Here is a 20,293-nt window from a genome sequence, read left to right as displayed (position 1 = left end):
GCACCTTCGAAACTTTTCTATAAGTTCCGCGTTTTAGATCAACCACCTTTTTGCTTTACGAAGAATCTAAAGGTTCCTGGACCCGCTATGGCCTCTGACTGCTCAGAATTTTTCGTAAAATCTAGATCCCCAGATAATAGAGAAATATCAGATGGCAGTGCGGAGATAATGATTTTACCTGTCGAATTTGGGGGGATAGTAGATGTTACTTCCCAGCCGTTATGCATACGTTTCCAACTGTTTTCAACTGTTCCGTATCGAGTTTCCAAAGTGGCGCCAGCTGAATGTAAAGGCACAAGGTCGTTGAGAACAGGCTTGATCAAAACTTGCTTATAGCCCGGATCGCGTTCTGTAGGTGTGATACCGGCTAACCTTTCGAATAGAAACTTTCCTACCGCACCGTACGCGTAGTGGTTGAAAGAATTCATACTGGCATCGCCAAAACCACTTTCTTTGGAGTAGCTGTTCCATCTTTCCCAGATAGTAGTTGCGTCCTGATCAATAGAATAAAACCAACTTGGATATTCATTTGAAAAAAGAATAGCTATAGCTTGATCTAAAAGATCATATTTCTCCAAAGTAGAAATGAGAACAGACGTCCCAAGAAATCCGGTATTCAATTGATTTCCATCCTGTCGAATACGCTCGGAAAGACGTGCGGCGACCTTTTTGGAAAACTCGGAATCCAACAATTCAAACGCTAATGGAAGAAGGTAGGCGGTCTGTGTCTCTGTACCTGCTATAAATTTTCCATTGGAATCAAAAAATGTATTCTGGATTGCACTCGAAGTTTTTGTAAATGCAATGCTAAAGCGTGCAGCATCGTCTTGCTTCCCCAATGCCATTGCAGACTTTTCCAGAATCATGGCTCCGAGGCCGTAGTAGCTACTGGCGATGAGATACGTTGATGTTTCTCCACTGCGCTCATCCCAACCTACTGTATCGCTACCATAACGCTTTGGCTGTAGCCAATCGGCAAAACTTTTTGGTTCATCCACTAGCCCTCCTTTTGCCTTTCGATCGTAGTAGTCAAAGTGACGGACCATCATGGAGTAGAAATTCTTTAATACTTCAAGATCTCCAGTACGGAGATACAATTCCCATGGAATGATAAATGCCGCATCACCCCATCCCGCAGAATTTCCAAAGATGTCAAGGTGGGCCTTTGGAACGACAGATGGCACACTGCCATCCTTCCCCATTTCTGATCTCATCGTATCGAGATAGCTGACCAGAAATGCATGAGAATCGAAATTGAACAGTGCGGTAGGTGTGAACACTTGAGCATCGCCTGTCCAACCCCAACGCTCATCCCGTTGAGGACAATCCGTAGGTATATCGAGAAAATTCCCTTTCTGACCCCAGACGATGTTTTGATAGAGTTGATTGAGTTTATTGTTTGAGGATGTAAACGTTCCAGTTCTTGGGAAATCAGTATGGAGTACATTTCCTGTTACCCAATCCAAATTAGGCTCTTTGGATTGGTCGTAACCTGATATCTCTACATATCGGAATCCGAAAAATGTGAACGTTTGATTGTAATCGACAAGCCCATCTCGCTTGGGAATATAGGTTGCCATCGATCGTGCCGTACGATAGCTATCTCGGTATAGGGTTCCGTCTTTTTCTAACATTTCAGCCATCCGGATCTGGATTTGCTGTCCACTTTTTCCCGGAAGATTGATGTGAATCCAGCCAGCAATATTCTGGCCGATATCAAAGATTAAGCTTCCATCTTTTGTCCGATGAACGGACTTTGATGGAAGAGATTCTATTGCTCGGACGCTTCTGAATGGCTTTGGCAATAACTGTACATCGTCATCTAGTGCTTTTTCGGCAACTGGCGAAAATTGATCTTTGCCAGATGCTGAGGAGGTATCCCAGTTGATGATTTCTTTGCGCGCATCGTAGTCTTCGCCATGGTAAATATCCGCCATGGTAATTGGTCCATTCAGCGTATAGGACCATGACTTATCTGTTACGATCGTCCTCTCGATCTTTCCTTCATTTGTAAGGAATTCGAGCTGTGCCAGTAGTTCCGGGTATTTTCCGTAGTGCTGTCCGGATATAGTTCCTGCATACCACCCATCTGCGATGCTAGCCGCGAGGATGTTTTCTCCTGGTTTCAATAGCGAAGTAACCTCATAGGTGTACACGTCTATTCGCTGATTGTAATTAGTCCACCCAGGGATGAATGCATCACTTGACACCTTCTGACCATTGATTCGAAAATCAACAAGTCCTTTGGCGGTCAAATAGAGTCGTGCAGAATCAGGTACATTTTCGATATTGAATGACTTGCGAAGATATACCGCCGGATTTCCGTGGTTATTACTTTTGAAGTTTTCCGTATCTGCATGGATCCATGATGCCTTCCAATCATCAGGATTGATTAGCCCCATTTCTATAGTTGACATTTTTGACCAATCTGAAATTTCGTCAAATTGATCCCAGTAGCGCACCTTCCAACCAATACGCTTGCGTGATTCCAGTTCAGGTCCTTTGTAATCTACGTACACGGACTGCTCTGACGCTACCTTGCCTGAGTCCCATAGAATGGATTCTTTTGTTGAATTTTCTTCAATGACTTGTATTTGATATGCCGATTGGAGCGCCCCGACCCTACCATCCTGAAGCTTCCACGAAAATCTGGGGGTACTATCGTGAAACCCTACAGGATTTACTCGACCCTCATTAACAGTCAGTGCAGCGGGTGGAGGCGGCTTTGGCGAAGACGCCGCTGCCTGAGTCTGGAATTGGAAGCCTGCTAAGACGGATGTCAATAAGAAGGCACAGAAAAGTCTCGTCGGCTTCATCAATATCTACCACGCTATTTCTAATTCATGTAACCGGTCTTTTGGCGGCCAGAAGTTGTAGTTGTTGCTGGCTTCGAGACCGTTTTATGTGGTTAATCAGGGAGATTGTGAGTTGAAATAGCTTGGGCTGCCCGCTCTGTAAGGGACAGCCTCCAGTCTTATTCGACGTTTAACCCTGTGAGCCAATTATGGCCATGGATGAAACCCCTGGTATTGACAATGAAACTTCTGTGTAGATTTCACCATTGTGCTTGACTCTACGTGATTTCTTGACCGGCACTGATGTTCCGTTATGAGGATTCCACAGAGATAAAGCTTTGAATTGACCACGAAGTTTCACTGTCGTCTCTACAGTTTCATCGCTGGAATTTCCAAAATAGTAGATATCGTTGCCTTCGCGCTGACGATGAATGTATCCAAACTGACCATTTCCAGATTTTGGGATCGGTTTATTGGAAAACGCGACATCGGGAGTAATCCCTGCCTGGCCAAGTACTTTCTCAATTGAGACTGGATCAGGCTTTTCAAGGAATGCAGATTTTCCGCCCGATGAATTCAAATTTATCTTGGAGCTCGGGGAGCTTCCGAAAATTTCGGACACCAAACTTTGAATTTCAGAGTCTCTTCCAAACTCCGCTGATCGAGAAGGCAGCTGGGAAGTTGCAACTACAGTCCCACCGTTATTCCAGAATTCTTTGATTTTTAGCAGCGTATCAGCAGATATGACGTCTCCACCCGGAAGAATCAGGGCTCTATACTTTTCGTTGTTGACGCGATTTTTCATCTCCAGTGACTTACCTTCCACTTTTATCTTATCGCTTGCGAGTGTGTCAGGATGGATAAAAGTAAAATCGCGATGTAATTGACTAACTAACATTTCACCAATCGCCTGATAGTCCGCATTTTGGTAGGCGAAAGTTCCTGATGGAAGATCTGCCGAATGTTCCTTCGCATTGAATGCATAGAACGCCTGCAAAGACTCAATTGGGAATAGAATGGCAATATCAGCTACGTGCCGGCCTCCCTGAAGAAGGTAAGAGCTTCGACCTGCCCAGCGGTTGAATTCTGCCGGGGTACTGATCGGTGTGGATGGTTGCCGAGCACCGGTAATGAAGTGATTGAAACCTCTGATATATAGTTCGATCATCCGACGATAGCCATTGGCGTCATTGTTGACACTGAATGCTTCAGCAGCAGTAAGTGGAAGATCTCTTTCTGCGGAGACGGAACTAATCAGTTTGAACCCCCCTCTTGCAAAGCCTACCCCCCAAAGTACGTCAGCCATTGGGACATCTGTGTAGGCATAAAACTTGAAGGGGTCACCAATGGTGTCTGTTGGTTGCAGATCATAGTTGCCCGGAGCGTGCCCAGTAGATTTTACGCCGTGTTCGTGTGCCCAATCGGTAATGAGCTTAGGAAAGGTTTCGCCTAGAATTTCCGATCTTGCTTTGAAGAATCCGACACGAGCCGCCGCGGTTTCTGGCCCAATATCTTCCCATAGCGCAGGATAGTATTTCGCCGCGGGCTTCCCCGTTATTTCCTTGAAACGCTCATCTATAGATGGGTGCCAGGTTTTTTCGTCATTGAAAATGCCCACATCGTCAAAGAATGTATATTTGATTGTTGATCCGAAATGATCTGAAAATCCTTCATGCGCACGGTTATAGCTGGCGTTGATAAACCATTTTGTAGCCTCTGGATCTAGGTAGTCCGCGGTACCGTAATAGTCCGGGCTGGTGCCCTTCGCTGATGAGGTGGCAACGTAATAATGCTGAACCCTCCAATTTCCCGGAGGTGCCACCCAAGAGACCTTTTTGTTTTCTGCGGTAGCGAGAAGATCTACACGCTCCCCGGTTGATGTATCAGTTGCGATTAAAGCCAAAGTTTTCGTTTCTGGATCCAGTTCAGAACTGTAGGGTTGTCCTCCAGAAACAGTTAGCTCCTGACGATGTAGAACTTTCCGGTAGTATTCCGGAGGAATTGTTCCGTCAGCACTTCCGCTTGGAAAGCCTGCCTCATCGTAATAGATGGCATAAAGGTCATTTGACTTCGTGTCATCTAGTATTTTATCTATTGTGGAGAACCACTCAGGCGTCATATACCCAAGGCTCGGCGGCTTTCCAGGCCCGGCATTGCCATCATTGAGGTAACTACCAAACCGTGCTTCACCGGGAAGTGCTTTTGGTAACCATGGACTCGCGTGTTCTGGATACTCGTCAAGCAATCCAACACGGAGCTTGGAAAGGGTCGCGAAATCAAAAGGCTTTTTCCGTTCTGGGTCGCCTTGTGGACTTACGAGAATTCCACCTGCTTGCAGGTCCTTTATGGCCCGCTCGGCCGCCTGCTCTAAGGGGGCGTTGTAGCCAGCGCCTTCGTCAATGGTAATCGTCGGCCGGTAGATTGAAGGCGGCTCCATGAACACTTTGGGATCCAGCCCTTGGGCAAAAGCCGCATCAATACAAAGCGAGACACTGACCAGCCCGGCGTAAATCAGTTTAGGGTTGAACATGGAAAACTCCTTAAAACTTCGGAAAACGCTGCATATAGCTCACCTGGTTTGGTGAGCCATATGCATGAAACGTCGCTGACAAGTTAAGCCAAGTCGGGGGTGTCGCCGGCCACATTCACTGAAGAATGAGACTCTTGAGTCGACTCTCTGTAAATAACCCAGCGAGTTGCACTGACGAAGTACAGTAGAGTCGGCCAAATTAATACATTTCGGAATTCATCAAGCGTGATGATGCCGACATAGGCCAATACAGCGAGAAGTAGGCATGCGCCAAGGCTTACGAGAGATAATGCCCCCCACATATTCATAAAAATGCTGGGCTGTATATTCCCATGGCCCTTGAATTTGCTATCGGCAAGTTCTTGCAGGTACCGTTTTTCTTCATTCTTTCGTTTTTCTTCGGCCGCGGTATCGATTGCTGCTTGCTCTCGATAATCACCAGCCGCACCCATCCGTGATGCCATGACCGTGTATATCAGCATTGCTGATATCCACGTGGGAATCAAAAGGAAGAACAGGTGTAAACCCAACTGATTGAGTACAAATGCAATAAGTAGTGCACTCATCCAGGTAAAAATTGCAGCAATGTTGGTCGTAAGCTTCTTATAGTGAGCCCAATATCTGGTTTTTCCAATTTTTGGAAATACCCAGTGTTCAGTTACGATAATTGCGCCGACGGGAGATAGAAGGAGCCCCATCAGACCTACAAAATCCATCAGTTTGCTGAATACAAATGGGAAGCAGGCAATGGCGGTTGTAACAGCTCCCACTACCGCCGTTACTTTCGTCCGATTCCATGATGGGTTTATCGATTGGAAGGCCAGGCCCGCACGGTAGATTGTGGGGTTTGACGTAGTCCAGCCGGCGATAATTACTGCCAAGATTCCCGCAGCGCCCAGTGCTTGGAATGCCACTGCGCCAGGGTCAAGCTCCGTGACAGTGGTTTTCATGAGCAACGCCGCCCCGGCCCCCATGATTCCAGCCCAAATCCACGCAAGGAAGTGGCCTACGAACATGCCAAACGCTGAGAAGTATCCGTATTGCTTTTTTCGGGCAAATCGCAGGACGGTCATGTCAGACAGTCCGCCATGCATTGAGAGGTTACAGATCCATGCGAATGCGGCCACATGCCACATCCCCATCTCACTCTCACCTTCGACCCAAATATAGGTGTCAGCGATAGCCTTAAACTGAGAAAAGTTTTCAATGGAGCTGATACCCGGCGTTGCTCCGACGAGTACAGGTAACATGCTGAGGGAGCCTGCAAGGAACATCAGGATCATCCAAGGAGCACAGACTTCGGCGAATTGAGCCACACGTCTGAACCCCCGCATCGCAATAGCGACGACAACGATACCTACGAGAAGAGCAACCAGTACAAACCCGACGCTGGTTGGGTACCAATGAACCTGCGACGGGAGATCGAACAGGATGCGTACCGCAGAGGCAGATACCGTAATCATGGCGCCAGCCAGAATACAGAACAGTATCCCGTTAACAACAGAATAGATTTTGACGGTGCCTGGTCCGCCGATCTTTTCGAGGTAGGCATACAACGTTAGCCGGGTGTCTGCCGCTATAGGTGCACAGATCAATGCCCAACTAAGGACGGCAAGGAGGTTACCCAAAAGTAGCCCGGTAAGTATGTCTCCGGTGCCCACTCCCCATGTGACGAACATGGCGCCAATCACAAATTCAGTACCCGCAACATGCTCACCTGCGTAGCTTGCGGCAAAGTTTCTGGCGGGCTGCAGTTTTTCCGGGCGGACCGGTTCTCTCTCAAATTCCTGGGTGCTCATCATGCTCACTTTTTATACGTTTTTATGAGTAGCTGTGAAATGTCAGCTTATACATTTTTGTCGCGGGCCGCGACGTGGCGGCTTATTCATTTTTCTTATATTTGGGGCCCCAGTGTGGCGGCCCTGGGCACTCCGGACTCGAGTACAGTCCGATTTAGCAATAGTCGAAACTCGATCGATTGTAGCGATGTGTGATTGCAGGTGCAATTAAATGATTGCAAGTGATCGTTACAAGGTGATTTTCCGGCCCGAAAGGGCTGGAAATCAATCAAACAGGATTGGCTGGGAAGATGGCATCAAATGTGGTCGGGTGTACCCCCCTAAGAACTATTGAATGATTTCAGGGGGGGGCGGCCAGTTCTGCGGGTACCACCGGAACAGAAACCGGTCAGTCAGGAAAATTGGATCAGCTCCAGAGAAAACTTCACAAGCTTTTCGTGGCAGAGAGGGCATCCGGTTACCGAAAAGCCTGCAAGTCGTCGGTGTTCGAGCTGTACATCGGCGCAGGTACGGCCTGAAGCAATGAGATTGCTTTTGGTGGATTATGACTTATCATGAGCGATGAAGTGCTCATGCGTCCCCTCCCATTATCGCCACACCGGTTTCGCGGATGGTCACTTCCCAGAACTTGCACACAATAACAACACCAAGAAATTTGGCAGGGTCTCAGAATGACAGTGACAAATAGGGGCACGGCCCCAGCCTCCCTTGAGCGAGTTAAGCAGCTTTTAGGTGAGTACGGCGCCCCAGAAGCTAGTGCCTCCTATCTTCTTTGCGATCGGCACCCTCCCGAGCTCACGGCATATACCTTAATAGCATCGGACTTAACAGCTAGTTCAATCACCTATGGCGAGCTGCGCGAGGAGTCAGAGAAACTTGCTGCAGCCTTTTATGCTATCGGGTTCAGGGCGGGTGATCGGATAGCGACTCTTATGGGTAAAAGCCGATCATTTTTGGTGACCCTACAAGCAATTTGGCGCTTGGGAGCTGTACACGTCCCGTTATTCACGGCTTTTGCTCCACCTGCCATCGAAATGCGGCTGGAAGCAAGTGGAAGTCGCTTAGTGGTATGCGATGAAGATCAACGAAGCAAGCTTCAGGGATTTCCTTGTCGAGTGATAACGACGGGCGATACCACCTCGGAAGCTGAATCATTTCGTATCTTGGTTGAAACCAACTATCCCAAGATTGAGCGTGCCACGTTAGGTGGAAATGCCCCCCTGATACAGATATACACATCAGGAACAACAGGTACACCAAAAGGGGTCATCGTTCCTCAGCGCGCCTTAGCTTCCTTTTATGCATATATGGAGTTCGGCTTGGGATTGAATCCAGATGATGTCTTCTGGAACGGTGCTGATCCAGGCTGGGCATACGGCCTTTATTACGGGGTAATTGGCACCTTCTTGACCGGCGTCAAAAGTGTGATGTACCAAGGAAATTTCTCTGCTGAGGCAACGTTCTATATATTCTCCAAATTTAAAGTTACCAATTTTGCTGCAGCGCCAACGGTCTATAGATCTCTTCGCGCTTCATCTGCCCCCGTTCCTGCAGGAATTTCCCTGCGCTGCGCCTCCAGTGCAGGGGAGCCCTTAACGCCAGAAGTAAACGAATGGGCTTCAGCCAATTTGGGCGTGGAAGTTCACGATCACTACGGGCAGACAGAGACCGGGATGACCATTTGCAACCTCCAGTACACACCGCTGAGCCGCAACCTTAAGGATGGATCTATGGGCTGCGAACTTCCCGGCTGGTCTGCAAAAGTGGTCTCTACTGAAAATCTGGAGGCTCTCGACGAAGGAGAATTGGGATGCGTAGCTATTGATTTACATCATAGCCCGCTGGCCTGGTTTGATGGATATGTAAATGAGCCAGCTAAAACTGCAGAAAAATTTTCTGAGGATGGACGTTGGTATCTTACCGGGGACTTAGCTCGCACTGATAGTGAAGGTGATTTTTTCTTCGCGTCTCGCGATGACGACATAATTATCATGGCGGGCTATCGAATCGGCCCATTTGAAATCGAGTCAGTCCTTGCCAGCCACCCATCAATTATCGAGTGCGCGGTCGTTGCTGTACCTGATGAAATTCGAGGTGAGGTACTGGTTGCTGCAGTCGTACTGCGTTCCGGCACCCCATCATCCGAAAGCCTTACTGCTACCTTGCAGGATTGGGTTAAGAAAAAGTACGCCGCACATGCCTATCCGCGGAGAATACATTACTTGGAATCCTTACCGAAGACTCCTTCGGGTAAGGTTCAGCGTTACGTGGTCAGAAATCAACTAGCGGCTCAGCATTATAAAGAGCGTCAAATTGCAGGCGAGCTCTAAATGAAACGCCAGCTTTCACCAGGGCTTACCATGAAAATTTTTAATGGCGCGGCCCTAGCTTCCGGAGTTGCATTGGCGGTAAATTTTATACCTGAAAATGGTAGTCAAGAAAACATTGTGCCGGCATTGCCCCTTGAGATAGAGAGGGGGGTATGCTGGTGGTATCCTTTAGAGGGCATTTCTATCTCAGCATTAAATTCATGGTGTTTTTATAATTTAATGTCGAATGGGGATGATTACGTGCACTCAAACGGACAGTGAAAATTTTCCTTTGGAGCGCCAGTATGGATTTAGCTAACAGGATTCATTTGAGCCGCCCGTAAAGCAGGGGCCTTGATTTTCATTGACGTGATCATTGGCAATGCCAGGTTATAGAGTAATCTTCCGGGTTAAAACTCAATCACAAAAACAACATTCAAGGGTCACGGAAGCTCCACGACCTCAACATTTACCCCTCTCTTTTCTAGTTTTTTAATAATAGCTGGATCAGCTTTGCTATCTGTGATGAGTAGATCTACTTGATCAAGCGGACACAGTATAAACTTGCTGCGCTTGTCCAGCTTCGAGCTGTCAGCCAAGATAATAAGCTGCTCGGCCTGGCGAAGTAATTTTTGCTCCGCGGTAATTAGAAGAGGGTCCGACTCTGTAACTCCCATCTCTACTATTCCGGATGTGCTCATAAACATCTTGCTGGCGGAATAATGCTGAATGGCGTCCTGCTCATACGCGCTAAGAATAATGCCTTGGCGACGATACACTTCGCCACCCGGCAGGGTGACCTGATTGCTACTATTTTCAATCAGCTCTTGAGCAAGCACAAATGAGTTCGTAAGAATGCTCAATTCACGCTGCGCTAAGAACTCCCCCATCATAAAGGTTGAGCTGCCGCCATTGATAATGATGGACTCGCCATCCTCACAATGCTCCACGGCTCGTTTAGCGATCAATCTTTTGGCGTCCGATTGTTTCTCTTTTGATACCAGGAAGGCGTCACCGCTGATATGGGGGCGGTGAATAGAGCCTTTCGTATGTAACGAGCGAGCTCCACCTCGAATCTTCTCGATTTGCTGTTGCTCGGACATTTTCAGCAAATCACGGCGAATGGTTGCCTCCGATGAATTCAGCTCCTCAGTTAGGTGTCGCACGCTAGCGAATTCCCGCTCATCGAGAATATCGAGTATGAGCTGATGTCGTTGTTTTTCCAGCACTGAGTGGTCGCCTTCGTATCAATCAAATTCAGCGAAATTTAGCTGTTTGTGATTGATTATGCAACGGTTTGTGCATGGAATTGACTGAACTCCTGGTCAGTTCTTACTTAGTAGCACCTTCAGGGTGCACTTAGATAGCGGCAAGAGGGAAGAGCAGAAACATGAGGCTTACTTGGTTTGGGGCCTACTTATTACGAAGATGAATCACGTATCTTCGAGCTGTACGAGTCGACTGATCACCTTTTGATCAGTACTTCTGTTGTCGTGGTAATATTGGCTGTATGGCGCACTTTTCTACAGTACTCGGCACGCACGAAGATCGAATGTGGATCTTGTTGACCTAAGATGATTGGTAATGATAGTGTGTGACGAAATGATGATCGGAGAGTGAGCCTCATTATTTGGGGCTTATAACAATAGCCTGTAAAAATAGGTGGATAATAATGATAAATAGCAAAAGACGTGTTTTGTACACGGCCATGATGATGCTGATAGCGGCTAAATCGGTAGCCCAATCGGAGCAAGCTGAGAATGGCGCATTTGATGCTCAGCAAACTGACCTCGAAGAGGTCACAGTTACCGGCACATTAATACGGGGCATAGCACCAACCGGTGCGAACGTCGTCTCCCTGGACCTGGAAGGCATTGAAGCCACGGGTGCAATGTCTGCCAGTGAGGCGCTAGCATCAATTCCACAAGTATCCAGTAACTTTAACAATGTTCGCGCACTTACTGGTGGCGGTGCATTGAATCTTGCTCCAAGCCTGCGCAATTTTGGTCCCTCTGCTGCCGCGACAACTCTCGTGGTTATGGACGGGCGCCGCCTTATCAACGCCGGGCTTCTCGCTACTTCTCCTGACCCCGACGTAATTCCTCCTTCAATGCTTGAGCGCGTAGAGGTGCTTACTGATGGGGGTTCTTCCATCTATGGATCGGATGCTGTTGGTGGTGTAATTAACTTTATCACACGCAAAAATTTTGATGGCGTAGAGATATCAGCGAACTACGGTGTAGAGAGTTCGTACGACCAGGTCGATTTGAATCTCAGCGCTGGACATGACTGGGGTTCGGGGTCTGCCTTTGTTTCTTATACCTATGCAGGAAACGAAGCGATCTATGGGCGAGATAAAGACTTCATGCAGCAAGTCACTGTTAACGGTGGCCAGTGTGGCTCCGGAACAGTTTTTTCCGGCTCGACACCTCATGCCTTACCAAATCTGGAACCGGGTACAATCACAGATTGTGATGTGACTGATGACGCTACTTTCTATCCAGAGGTAACTCGCCATTCTGTCTTCGCCGGGTTTTCTCAGGATATCTCTGAGAATATCAATTTCGACCTGAAAGCCTTTTATTCTGACCGTGAAAGCATATCGTGGGCAGATCCCGAAAGCGATGATGCCGGCGGCGGCGGTCAGACTGTCGTAATTTGTTCGCCAGCTTTGGGGGCTACTTGTAGTGCGTTAGGTGGTGTGGTGTTCCCGGGCTATACCCCAGTCGCCGGTGATGTGGGATTCCAAACTGTTAAGTTTAATTATGCCGGTCTGATTGATGATCGGGAAACCAACAACATGGAAGCATTCCAAGTGCTGCCAAGTCTGACCTTCTCTCTGGCGAATGGTTGGAGACTGCAAGCGCAAGCTAGTTATGGTGAAAGCTCAACCGAGTCATTTAACCAGTTGGTCAATGGGGCAGGACAGCGTGCTGTAATTGCTTCTGGCGCACTTAACCCATATGACCCCCGTTCAACGGACCCCAATGCGGTGGTCGGTGCTTTCGGAAACTTTATCGGTTCTGGAACACAGGAAATGACAAATGTCCGCTTTGTTGCGGATGGCGATTGGTTTGAAACTGGCGCAGGTGCTGTAGGTGTCGCCTTTGGAGCGGAATACACGGCGCAGGGGCTCAGTGACATTATTTATGGTGAGTTCCCAGCTACAACTGGTGCCGCAGGCGCCAATACAACAAGCGCTGACCGTGACATCGAGTCGGTATTTGCTGAATTTGTTGTCCCTGTAGTAAGTGGTCAAAATGCGGTTACCGGTATTCAGGAGCTTACACTGTCCGTGTCCGGTCGCTATGACAACTATTCCGATTTCGGCGACACCACAAATCCCAAAGTTGGATTTACTTACGTTCCAGTCGACAGTGTGACCATCCGCGGTAACTGGGGTAAGTCATTTGTGGCGCCGAGCCTGGCAGATACACACGCACCTGATACACGATCTCAGTCACTGCCTGCATTCCTGGCGTTGAACCCGGCAGTTCCCCCGGCATCAATGGCCCAGAATTTGATTACGCTGCTGGGTGGTAACCCTGATCTGGATCCACAAAAGGCTGAAACGTGGTCATTGGGTGCCGAGATTGACCTGCCGTTTGTGCCCGGTTTGACACTTAGTGCTTCATACTACGACATTCATTTCGAGGATCAGATTTCCCTAAATACTTCATTTTATACAGACGCGACAGCACCTTACTGGGTGATGAACCCGTCACAGGAAGAGGTTGAGGCTGCAGTCGCTGGGGCTCCGTATATTGGGGTCCCCATTGAGACACTGTACACACCTGGATTCGGCAATGGCGTATACGCAATTCTGGACTTCCGCAGAAACAACCTTGCAGAAGTAAAGCAGAATGGCGTTGACTTCAATGCCAGTTATCTGACAGATGTAGCGAGCGGTAGTTTACTGGCGACACTGGGTGGTACTTATACCCTTCATCGTGAAGTTATGTCCGGACCTGGACAAGAGTTCGTAGATGTCCTGGAGGCCCCAGGGGAAAGCGAATTGGCTCTGCAAGCATCTTTAAGCTGGCAGCTCGACAACTTCACGGCAAAGGCAACTTGGAACCACACGAGTGGCTATGAACTTGATCCCGTTGTAACTACCGCAAGGTTCGGGGAGCAAGGCAAAGTAGGCTCATTCGACACCATGGACCTGTTCTTCAAGTATAACCTTGAAAGCCAAGGGGCTCTTGAAAACACCTCTCTAACTTTCAATGTAAAAAACGTATTGGATGAGGAACCGCCGTTCTTTAGTGGCACAGAGCTCGGTAGTCTCCCAGGGTTTACCAACGGTTCAACGTTAGGTCGACTGGCAATCCTAGGAATTAACAAGAAGTTTTAATTGGAAACATCGCTACAGCTCTCCAGATAAGATCTATGCGCAATGGATTATGCTAAATCCATACTGCTGGATTCATTGATGTAAGAAAAATGGCCTCTTATAGAGGCCATTTTTCTTGGAAACACAACGTGTCAATTTAAGAATATGTAACGTATCCAGTTTCATATTTATAATGACTACAGTCGCTTTGGTGATTTACTTCTTATCAGGCCTAGTTTCACAAATTTCAGTAGATAAAAAATTATTTATATATCCTCTTTGTGGTAAGTAATGAATGTTTAAATGTATACGCCGGCGTATTGACAATACTAAACAATTTTATCCTGTATCCCACTCAGACAAATATGGCTCCGTGGCAACCAGAGTTATCAATATTTCGCAACTACGAAAATACATTTATGGGACATTGGCTGCGTTTCTATCCACGCTAGCTCATGGAGAACTTCAGAGTGGAGATCGGAATACCAAACCGATCGTCATGGATCTTTCTCGCAGTGCGGCCGAATCAGAAAAAGACTTTCCATGGATGAATCGGAAGCTTGATCCAGATACCAGGGCAAAGCTGGTTCTTGACCAACTGACTATGGAAGAAAAAATTCAACTTCTGCATGGGGGGGGATTCTTTCCTATACCAGAGGGCTCAAACGGAGGAGCAGGATTTGTACCTGGTATAGCGCGCTTAGGGATTCCCGATCTCAATATGGCCGACTCAACCGTCGGGGTGACAAGGGGGGCGACGAAAAGTCGCTATTCAACTCTAATGCCTTCGACAATTGCTGAGGCCTCCACATGGAGTCAGAAGGCTGCATACGATTATGCGGCTCTGGTGGGGCAGGAGTTACGCGCTCAGGGCTACAATGCCTCATTAGCTGGAGGTGCGAATCTGATGCGCGAACCGAGGAATGGTCGGGCCTTCGAATATAGAGGGGAAGATCCACTTCTCACCGGCCTTTTGACCGCTCACGCAATACGCGGAATGCAGGATCAGAATGTTATCGGGAATTTAAAGCACTTTGCGCTGAATGATCAGGAAACCGGGCGACATAGTGCAAATATAGAGATTGATTATCGCGCGGCTAGGGAAAGTGACCTTTTGGCATTTGAAATTGCCGTACGGGAGGCCCAACCAGCTATGGTTATGTGTGCCTATAACCGTGTCTGGGGACAACAGTCATGTGAAAATAAGGAACTGTTGAGCGATACATTGAAAGATGAATGGGGGTTCAAGGGGTGGGTTGTTACCGACTGGGGCGCAGCCCATTCAACCGTGAATTCCATTATGGCTGGCCTTGATCAAGAGCAGCCGGGGTCAAAGTATTTTGGTGAACCTCTAAAACAAGCTGTTCTAGCTGGTAAAGTTCCTGTAGGCAAGATCGATAGCTCCGTTCGTCGAATACTGCGAAGTATGTTTTCTACTGGAGTGGTAGATAACCCCCCCAAAATGCACGTTGTTGACGTTGCGAATGGCCTTAATGTCGCTCGAACTGTTGAAGAGCAAGGGGCCGTTCTTCTGAAAAATTTACGCTCGCTACTACCGATTGCAAAGAATATGAAAACTGTAGCGGTAATTGGCGGTCATGCAGATGTAGGGGTTCTAACTGGTGGTGGTTCCGGACAGGTAGATCCCCCGGGGGGAAATGCTGTTAAATCCAAAGGGACAGATACACTCATAACACCTGAAGAAATTCACTTTCCGCAAATTTGGTGGCCGTCATCACCTCTAGCGGCATTGCGTGCCGGAGCGCCGAATATTCAGTTTGTGTACGATAGCGGTAACGATCTGAAGAAAGCTTCGGCTTTGGCGACAGACTCGGATATGGCCATTGTTTTTGCATACTCACCATCTGCAGAACATAGCGATGTTACTAGTCTTGAATTGCCATATGAACAAGACAAACTTATTGAATCCATTGCAGCAGTAAATAATAAAACTGTCGTTGTATTGGAAACATCGGGTGCAGTCAAAATGCCCTGGGTCGATAAGGTCAACTCAATTATTGCTGCTTGGTTTCCTGGCGCCGCAGGTGGCGAAGCGATAGCAAATCTACTGCTTGGAAATGTCAATTTTAGTGGTAAATTGCCGATAACCTTTCCGAAATCTGAAATTGACTTGCCGCATCCGGTAATACATGGAATCGATGTCCCTATGGTTCCTGATACGAATTCTATATTTCCTGATCTTAACCTTAAGATTAAAGCACCTTTTGACATCCATTACAGTGAAGGTGCTCTAGTTGGTTACAAATGGTTTGAAAAAAATGGTAAGGAACCCCTATTTCCTTTCGGTCATGGACTTTCTTACACTGAATTTGAATATTCGGATTTGATCACGACAGAAAATGGCGTGGAGTTTACGCTCAAGAATGTTGGGGATATCAAGGGCACTGAAGTAGCTCAGGTGTATGTGTCGCTTCCTGTCCGTGAACAATTGGTTCCACGACAACTAGCAGGCTGGTCCCGCGTAACTCTTGAGGCTGGCGAAAGTAAGACCGTGGCAGTGGAATACTATCCATTGGCAATTTCATCATTCGACACCAAGCAGAGAACCTGGATTATTCCAGAGGGCAAATTTACTGTTTATGTTGGTGGAAGTTCAGCAGATACGGATCTTACAGATATTTTTATCAAATAGACTGTAATGATTTAAACGGCAGAGCTTTATAAATTTAAGGCCTCTGTCTGTTTTACCTGTCAATTTCATTCTAACACCCATCGAAATACACTTTCTTTGTGTAAGCCTATAGATAGCATCTGAAATGAATAGTGCATTGCAATTAGTACAAGATCTCACTCTTGAAGAAAAAATATCCATGCTGTCAGGTGATATGGAATTTTACCGAGGGATGCACGCACTAATTAAAGAAGACTGTTATCACAACAAACCATTTCTAGCAGCTGCGAACAAACGCTTGGGGATCCCTGGACTTGCGTTCGTTGATGGGCCAAGAGGTGTAGTTCTAAAGGGTGGAGCTACCTGTTTTCCTGTCACAATGGCTCGCGGTGCCACTTGGAATCCACAACTGGAAGAACGAGTTGGAGAAGTTATTGGTAAGGAGCTACGTGCTTTAGGCGGGAACCTATTTGGTGGCGTTTGTATAAATTTGCTGCGACATCCGTCTTGGGGACGCGCCCAAGAAACATATGGTGAGGATCCGATGCATGTCGGAATCTTGGGAGCAGCTTTGACAAGAGGGGTAGAAAGGCATGCGCTGGCTTGCGTGAAGCACTTTGCAGCAAACTCTATCGAGAATGCACGATTCCAAGTGAATGTGAATATCTCGAAGCGTGCTCTTCACGAGATGTATCTTCCACATTTTAAAAGGTGCATTGATGCTGGCGCGTCTGCAGTAATGACTGCCTATAATTCTGTCAACGACGCGTGGTGTGGCGAGAATCGAGAGTTACTTGTAGACATACTGAAAGATCGCTGGAAGTTCACTGGGTTTGTTCTTAGTGATTTCGTATTTGGCGTCAGGGATCCCAAAAAATCAAAAGAGAATGGACTGGATTTGGAGATGCCTTTTTCTATGGTTTGGGGGAGCAATCTTCTCGACTTAGTAAAGTGTGGCGAAATATCTGAGTCGCAACTTGATTCTTCACTGGTCAGATTAATTACTCCACAATTGGGATTGTCGAATGGCGATAACTACAAAAAAAATCTACTCGAGAATTTTGACCATAGAGCGATAGCTAAAGAAGCAGCATGCCAGGGAATGGTTCTTCTAAAAAATTCGAATCAGGTACTTCCGCTGAGTAAGTCGGACGAAATCGTTGTACTTGGCAAATTGGCGGATACACCAAATTTAGGTGACCGTGGATCGTCTGACTGCAGGCCGGACTATGTTATCACTCCGCTAGAAGGCCTTAGAAACCTGGCCAGATCAAATATTCAGCACTTTGAAAATATCGATAACGCAGAAATCTGTCATTCGGTCAGTAAAGCAGATTCCGTTATCGTAGTAGTTGGATATACCTACCTTGATGAAGGGGAGCATATCGAGCCACCACAGCTGTCTGATTTTGCCCGGCAAATTCCACCACCGCCCGCTATTAGCTGGATTTTCACTAATTCTTTTACCAAAAATCTGTGGCCAAAGATCAACAAAAAAATACTTAGGTATAAAGATAAAAAGAACAAAAAGAACAACCCTTCTGGGAAGTCGAGATTGGGGAAAGGTGGCGATCGCATTTCCCTTGGATTGTCTGAGAAGGATGTGCACCTAATTGAACAAGCATGCCTATTGAATGACAGAGTTGTTGTAGCAGTAATGTCTGGAAGCGCTGTTACTATGGAAGAATGGAGGGATTTCCCTCAGGGAATTCTAATGATGTGGTATCCAGGAATGGAAGGTGGGAATGCGTTTGCGGAACTTGTTTTTGGTGATCGCACTCCGAGTGGGAAGCTTCCATTTGTTATACCAAAATATTCCAAACAACTCCCCAGCTTTGATAAGGACGCGAAAGAAATAACTTATGACCTATGGCATGGCTATAGAAAGCTCGATGCTGACAACAATATCCCTGCTTTTCCGTTTGGCTTTGGCTTAAGTTACAACGAATATACCTATACAGACATTAAAGTATCGTCTGAGAGCGTGTATGCCGATGAGGTTATACAAATTACACTTAGCATTTTCAATAATGGTCAGTTCAAGGGTGAAGAAGTTGTTCAGATCTACGTGAATGTACCTTGCTCAAGCGTCGACAGACCATCTTCGGAACTGAAAGCTTTCAAGCGAGTAGCTGTAGAAGCAATGTCTTCCACGACTACGTCGATCGACATTTACGTCCATGATCTGGCCTATTTCGATGAAGAGTCAGATAATTTTGTGGTCGAGCCGACAGACTATATTTTAACGGCAGCGAGGTTTGCTGGTGACCCCGATGGGATCAGTGTTAGTGTTAGCGTTCTAGAACGATCCGGCAAGCCCCTAGTTTCCTCCACCCAAAAACCCGTAGCTATCAAATCAAGCTAGTACTGCCACACATTAATACTAGAGTATGCACCCAACGCCAACCAGGAAGAACACTTTTACGCCAATGGCTTACTGCTCAGTTAGCACACTGAAAAGTTAGTAAATTGCTTAAAACTCAGAGGATATTCTGGATTTGGCAAGGTGCTATATTCTACCTGTCCCGACTGCATCGCCAAAACAAGTTGGACTATTGAGAAGCCATTACGATGAATTCCGGCCAGCGAAAGTCCGTCTTTAGAGGGTGAGGTATTCCGAGCTCCACTAAGCAATTTAGTTATGAAGACTTTACACTGGTCTTTATCTATAACCCAGTCGCGATTTAAATCGCTTGGTACCTGTAAGGTTCCAATAATACCACCATCCAATAGTTGTTTTAATTGATACCGAGATAACTGCAAGGCCTCACAGGCCTCTATCATTGTCCAATTTGACTTAATTAACTCTGAATATTGTTCGACTTGATCTCGAAAATAATGTGCTTTTCCTTTAAAGAGCACGACTTTCAGCTTTGATTGATAGATCAATTTATCAAACCGAGCCAGTCGACAACCTAGTATTTTTGCTGCTTCCTTTTTTGATATTATATTTCTTGATGATGACGATAACTGTATACGTTTCATTCGCCCGGGATCTATTAATCCTGGCCATTGTGAATCTATAAAATGGTCGAAATCTTTTTTTATTCGCGCGATACCATTGTTTTCCCTTTGACGATGGAGTTGTTCATAAAGGTCTCGGAAATGTTTATTTAATCCCCCTACCCCCTTATTGCTCATTGGATGGTCAATATATTGGCTCAAAAAAAGGTAAAAACTATCAGGCCAACCCGTAAGCATATCCCATACTTTCTTATAGTGCTGACCTAATTCGCTATTTTCCATCCCACTTGGGTTGAATGATATTCCGAACATTCTTGACTGAAAATGAGCGACAAAGTGAATAAGAGACAGCGACTCTCTTAGCTCAAGACCATGAAGTATTAATGGACTAAAACTACATTTTTTCTCGCCGGCCAAAAGAGAATCAAAATACCGCGATATATTTATCACTGTAGGATCTGCAAATTCGAAAGGCGAAACAATTTTTTTGTGGCTACCATCAAAATAATCTAATTCTCGACGATACCAACTTAGTCGACTTCCAGTACGATGATCTACATCTACCAAATTTTTATTATGTTTAGCGCACGCGATAGAAGGATATATAGACCATTGATACTTACAGTAACCAAGCTCTTCAATGCAATCCGGGCAAATTTTTGGATTTGAAGCTACCAGATATGGAGTATCAATAACTTTCCTTAACGTTAGAAACGTGTCTTTTATTCTCGATATTCTTATATGAAGCCCAAATTGCGAAAGAGTCTGAGAAAGGTCCGATTTCCCTGTTAGCAAGCCATGTATTGGGGCTCGATTATTTTTCCATCCGAGCCCCGCATACCTTAAAAAGTATCCAATATGCTTAAATCCGTTTCCTCCGGAGACACGAATTAGATAGCTGGCCAAACATTCATCCGAGAACATTTCAGGT

General features: G+C 46.5%; 10 protein-coding genes. 5 read left to right on the top strand and 5 right to left on the bottom strand.

The window, feature by feature from the left end:
- Nucleotides 1-38 precede the first annotated feature (38 nt).
- From GNX18_RS16835 to GNX18_RS16825, 3 genes are all read right to left on the bottom strand, one after another.
- Nucleotides 39-2,519, bottom strand: a complete 2,481-nt coding sequence (locus GNX18_RS16835) for an alpha-L-rhamnosidase (RefSeq protein ID WP_166219581.1) — start codon at nt 2,517-2,519, stop codon at nt 39-41.
- 466 nt (nt 2,520-2,985) lie between these two features.
- Complete coding sequence (locus GNX18_RS16830) at nt 2,986-5,325, bottom strand: glycosyl hydrolase (RefSeq protein ID WP_166219579.1); 2,340 nt, start codon at nt 5,323-5,325, stop codon at nt 2,986-2,988.
- A gap of 83 nt (nt 5,326-5,408) precedes the next feature.
- Nucleotides 5,409-7,124: a cytosine permease gene (locus tag GNX18_RS16825; protein WP_205827980.1), complete on the bottom strand. Its 1,716-nt coding sequence runs from the start codon at nt 7,122-7,124 to the stop codon at nt 5,409-5,411.
- A gap of 671 nt (nt 7,125-7,795) precedes the next feature.
- On the opposite strand from GNX18_RS16825, the gene GNX18_RS16820 reads away from it, so the two are divergent.
- Both GNX18_RS16820 and GNX18_RS16815 read left to right on the top strand, forming a co-directional pair.
- Nucleotides 7,796-9,454, top strand: a complete 1,659-nt coding sequence (locus tag GNX18_RS16820) for an AMP-binding protein (RefSeq protein WP_166219575.1) — start codon at nt 7,796-7,798, stop codon at nt 9,452-9,454.
- Nucleotides 9,455-9,715 carry a hypothetical protein gene (locus GNX18_RS16815; protein WP_166219573.1) on the top strand — a complete coding sequence of 87 codons (261 nt, stop codon included), beginning with the start codon at nt 9,455-9,457 and terminating at the stop codon, nt 9,713-9,715.
- Between the two features lie 161 nt (nt 9,716-9,876).
- On the opposite strand, the gene GNX18_RS16810 is transcribed toward GNX18_RS16815, so the two are convergent.
- Entirely contained in the window at nt 9,877-10,662 is a 786-nt protein-coding gene (locus GNX18_RS16810) for a DeoR/GlpR family DNA-binding transcription regulator (RefSeq protein ID WP_166219571.1), read from the bottom strand.
- Between the two features lie 443 nt (nt 10,663-11,105).
- On the opposite strand from GNX18_RS16810, the gene GNX18_RS16805 reads away from it, so the two are divergent.
- From GNX18_RS16805 to GNX18_RS16795, 3 genes are all read left to right on the top strand, one after another.
- A complete protein-coding gene (locus GNX18_RS16805) occupies nt 11,106-13,787 on the top strand; it encodes a TonB-dependent siderophore receptor (RefSeq protein WP_166219569.1) in 2,682 nt (893 codons plus the stop codon).
- A gap of 274 nt (nt 13,788-14,061) precedes the next feature.
- Nucleotides 14,062-16,419, top strand: coding sequence for a beta-glucosidase (locus GNX18_RS16800; RefSeq protein WP_166219567.1), 2,358 nt, complete (start codon nt 14,062-14,064; stop codon nt 16,417-16,419).
- 124 nt (nt 16,420-16,543) lie between these two features.
- Complete coding sequence (locus GNX18_RS16795; protein ID WP_166219565.1) at nt 16,544-18,763, top strand: glycoside hydrolase family 3 C-terminal domain-containing protein; 2,220 nt, start codon at nt 16,544-16,546, stop codon at nt 18,761-18,763.
- An 80-nt stretch (nt 18,764-18,843) separates the two neighbouring features.
- On the opposite strand, the gene GNX18_RS16790 is transcribed toward GNX18_RS16795, so the two are convergent.
- Entirely contained in the window at nt 18,844-20,286 is a 1,443-nt protein-coding gene (locus GNX18_RS16790) for a TniQ family protein (RefSeq protein ID WP_256367393.1), read from the bottom strand.
- Nucleotides 20,287-20,293 lie beyond the last annotated feature (7 nt).

It is taken from the genome of Microbulbifer sp. SH-1 (assembly GCF_011326135.1).
GTDB lineage: Bacteria > Pseudomonadota > Gammaproteobacteria > Pseudomonadales > Cellvibrionaceae > Microbulbifer > Microbulbifer harenosus.
Note: the sequence above shows the minus strand (reverse complement) of the source record. Positions and strands in the feature narration are given on the sequence as shown.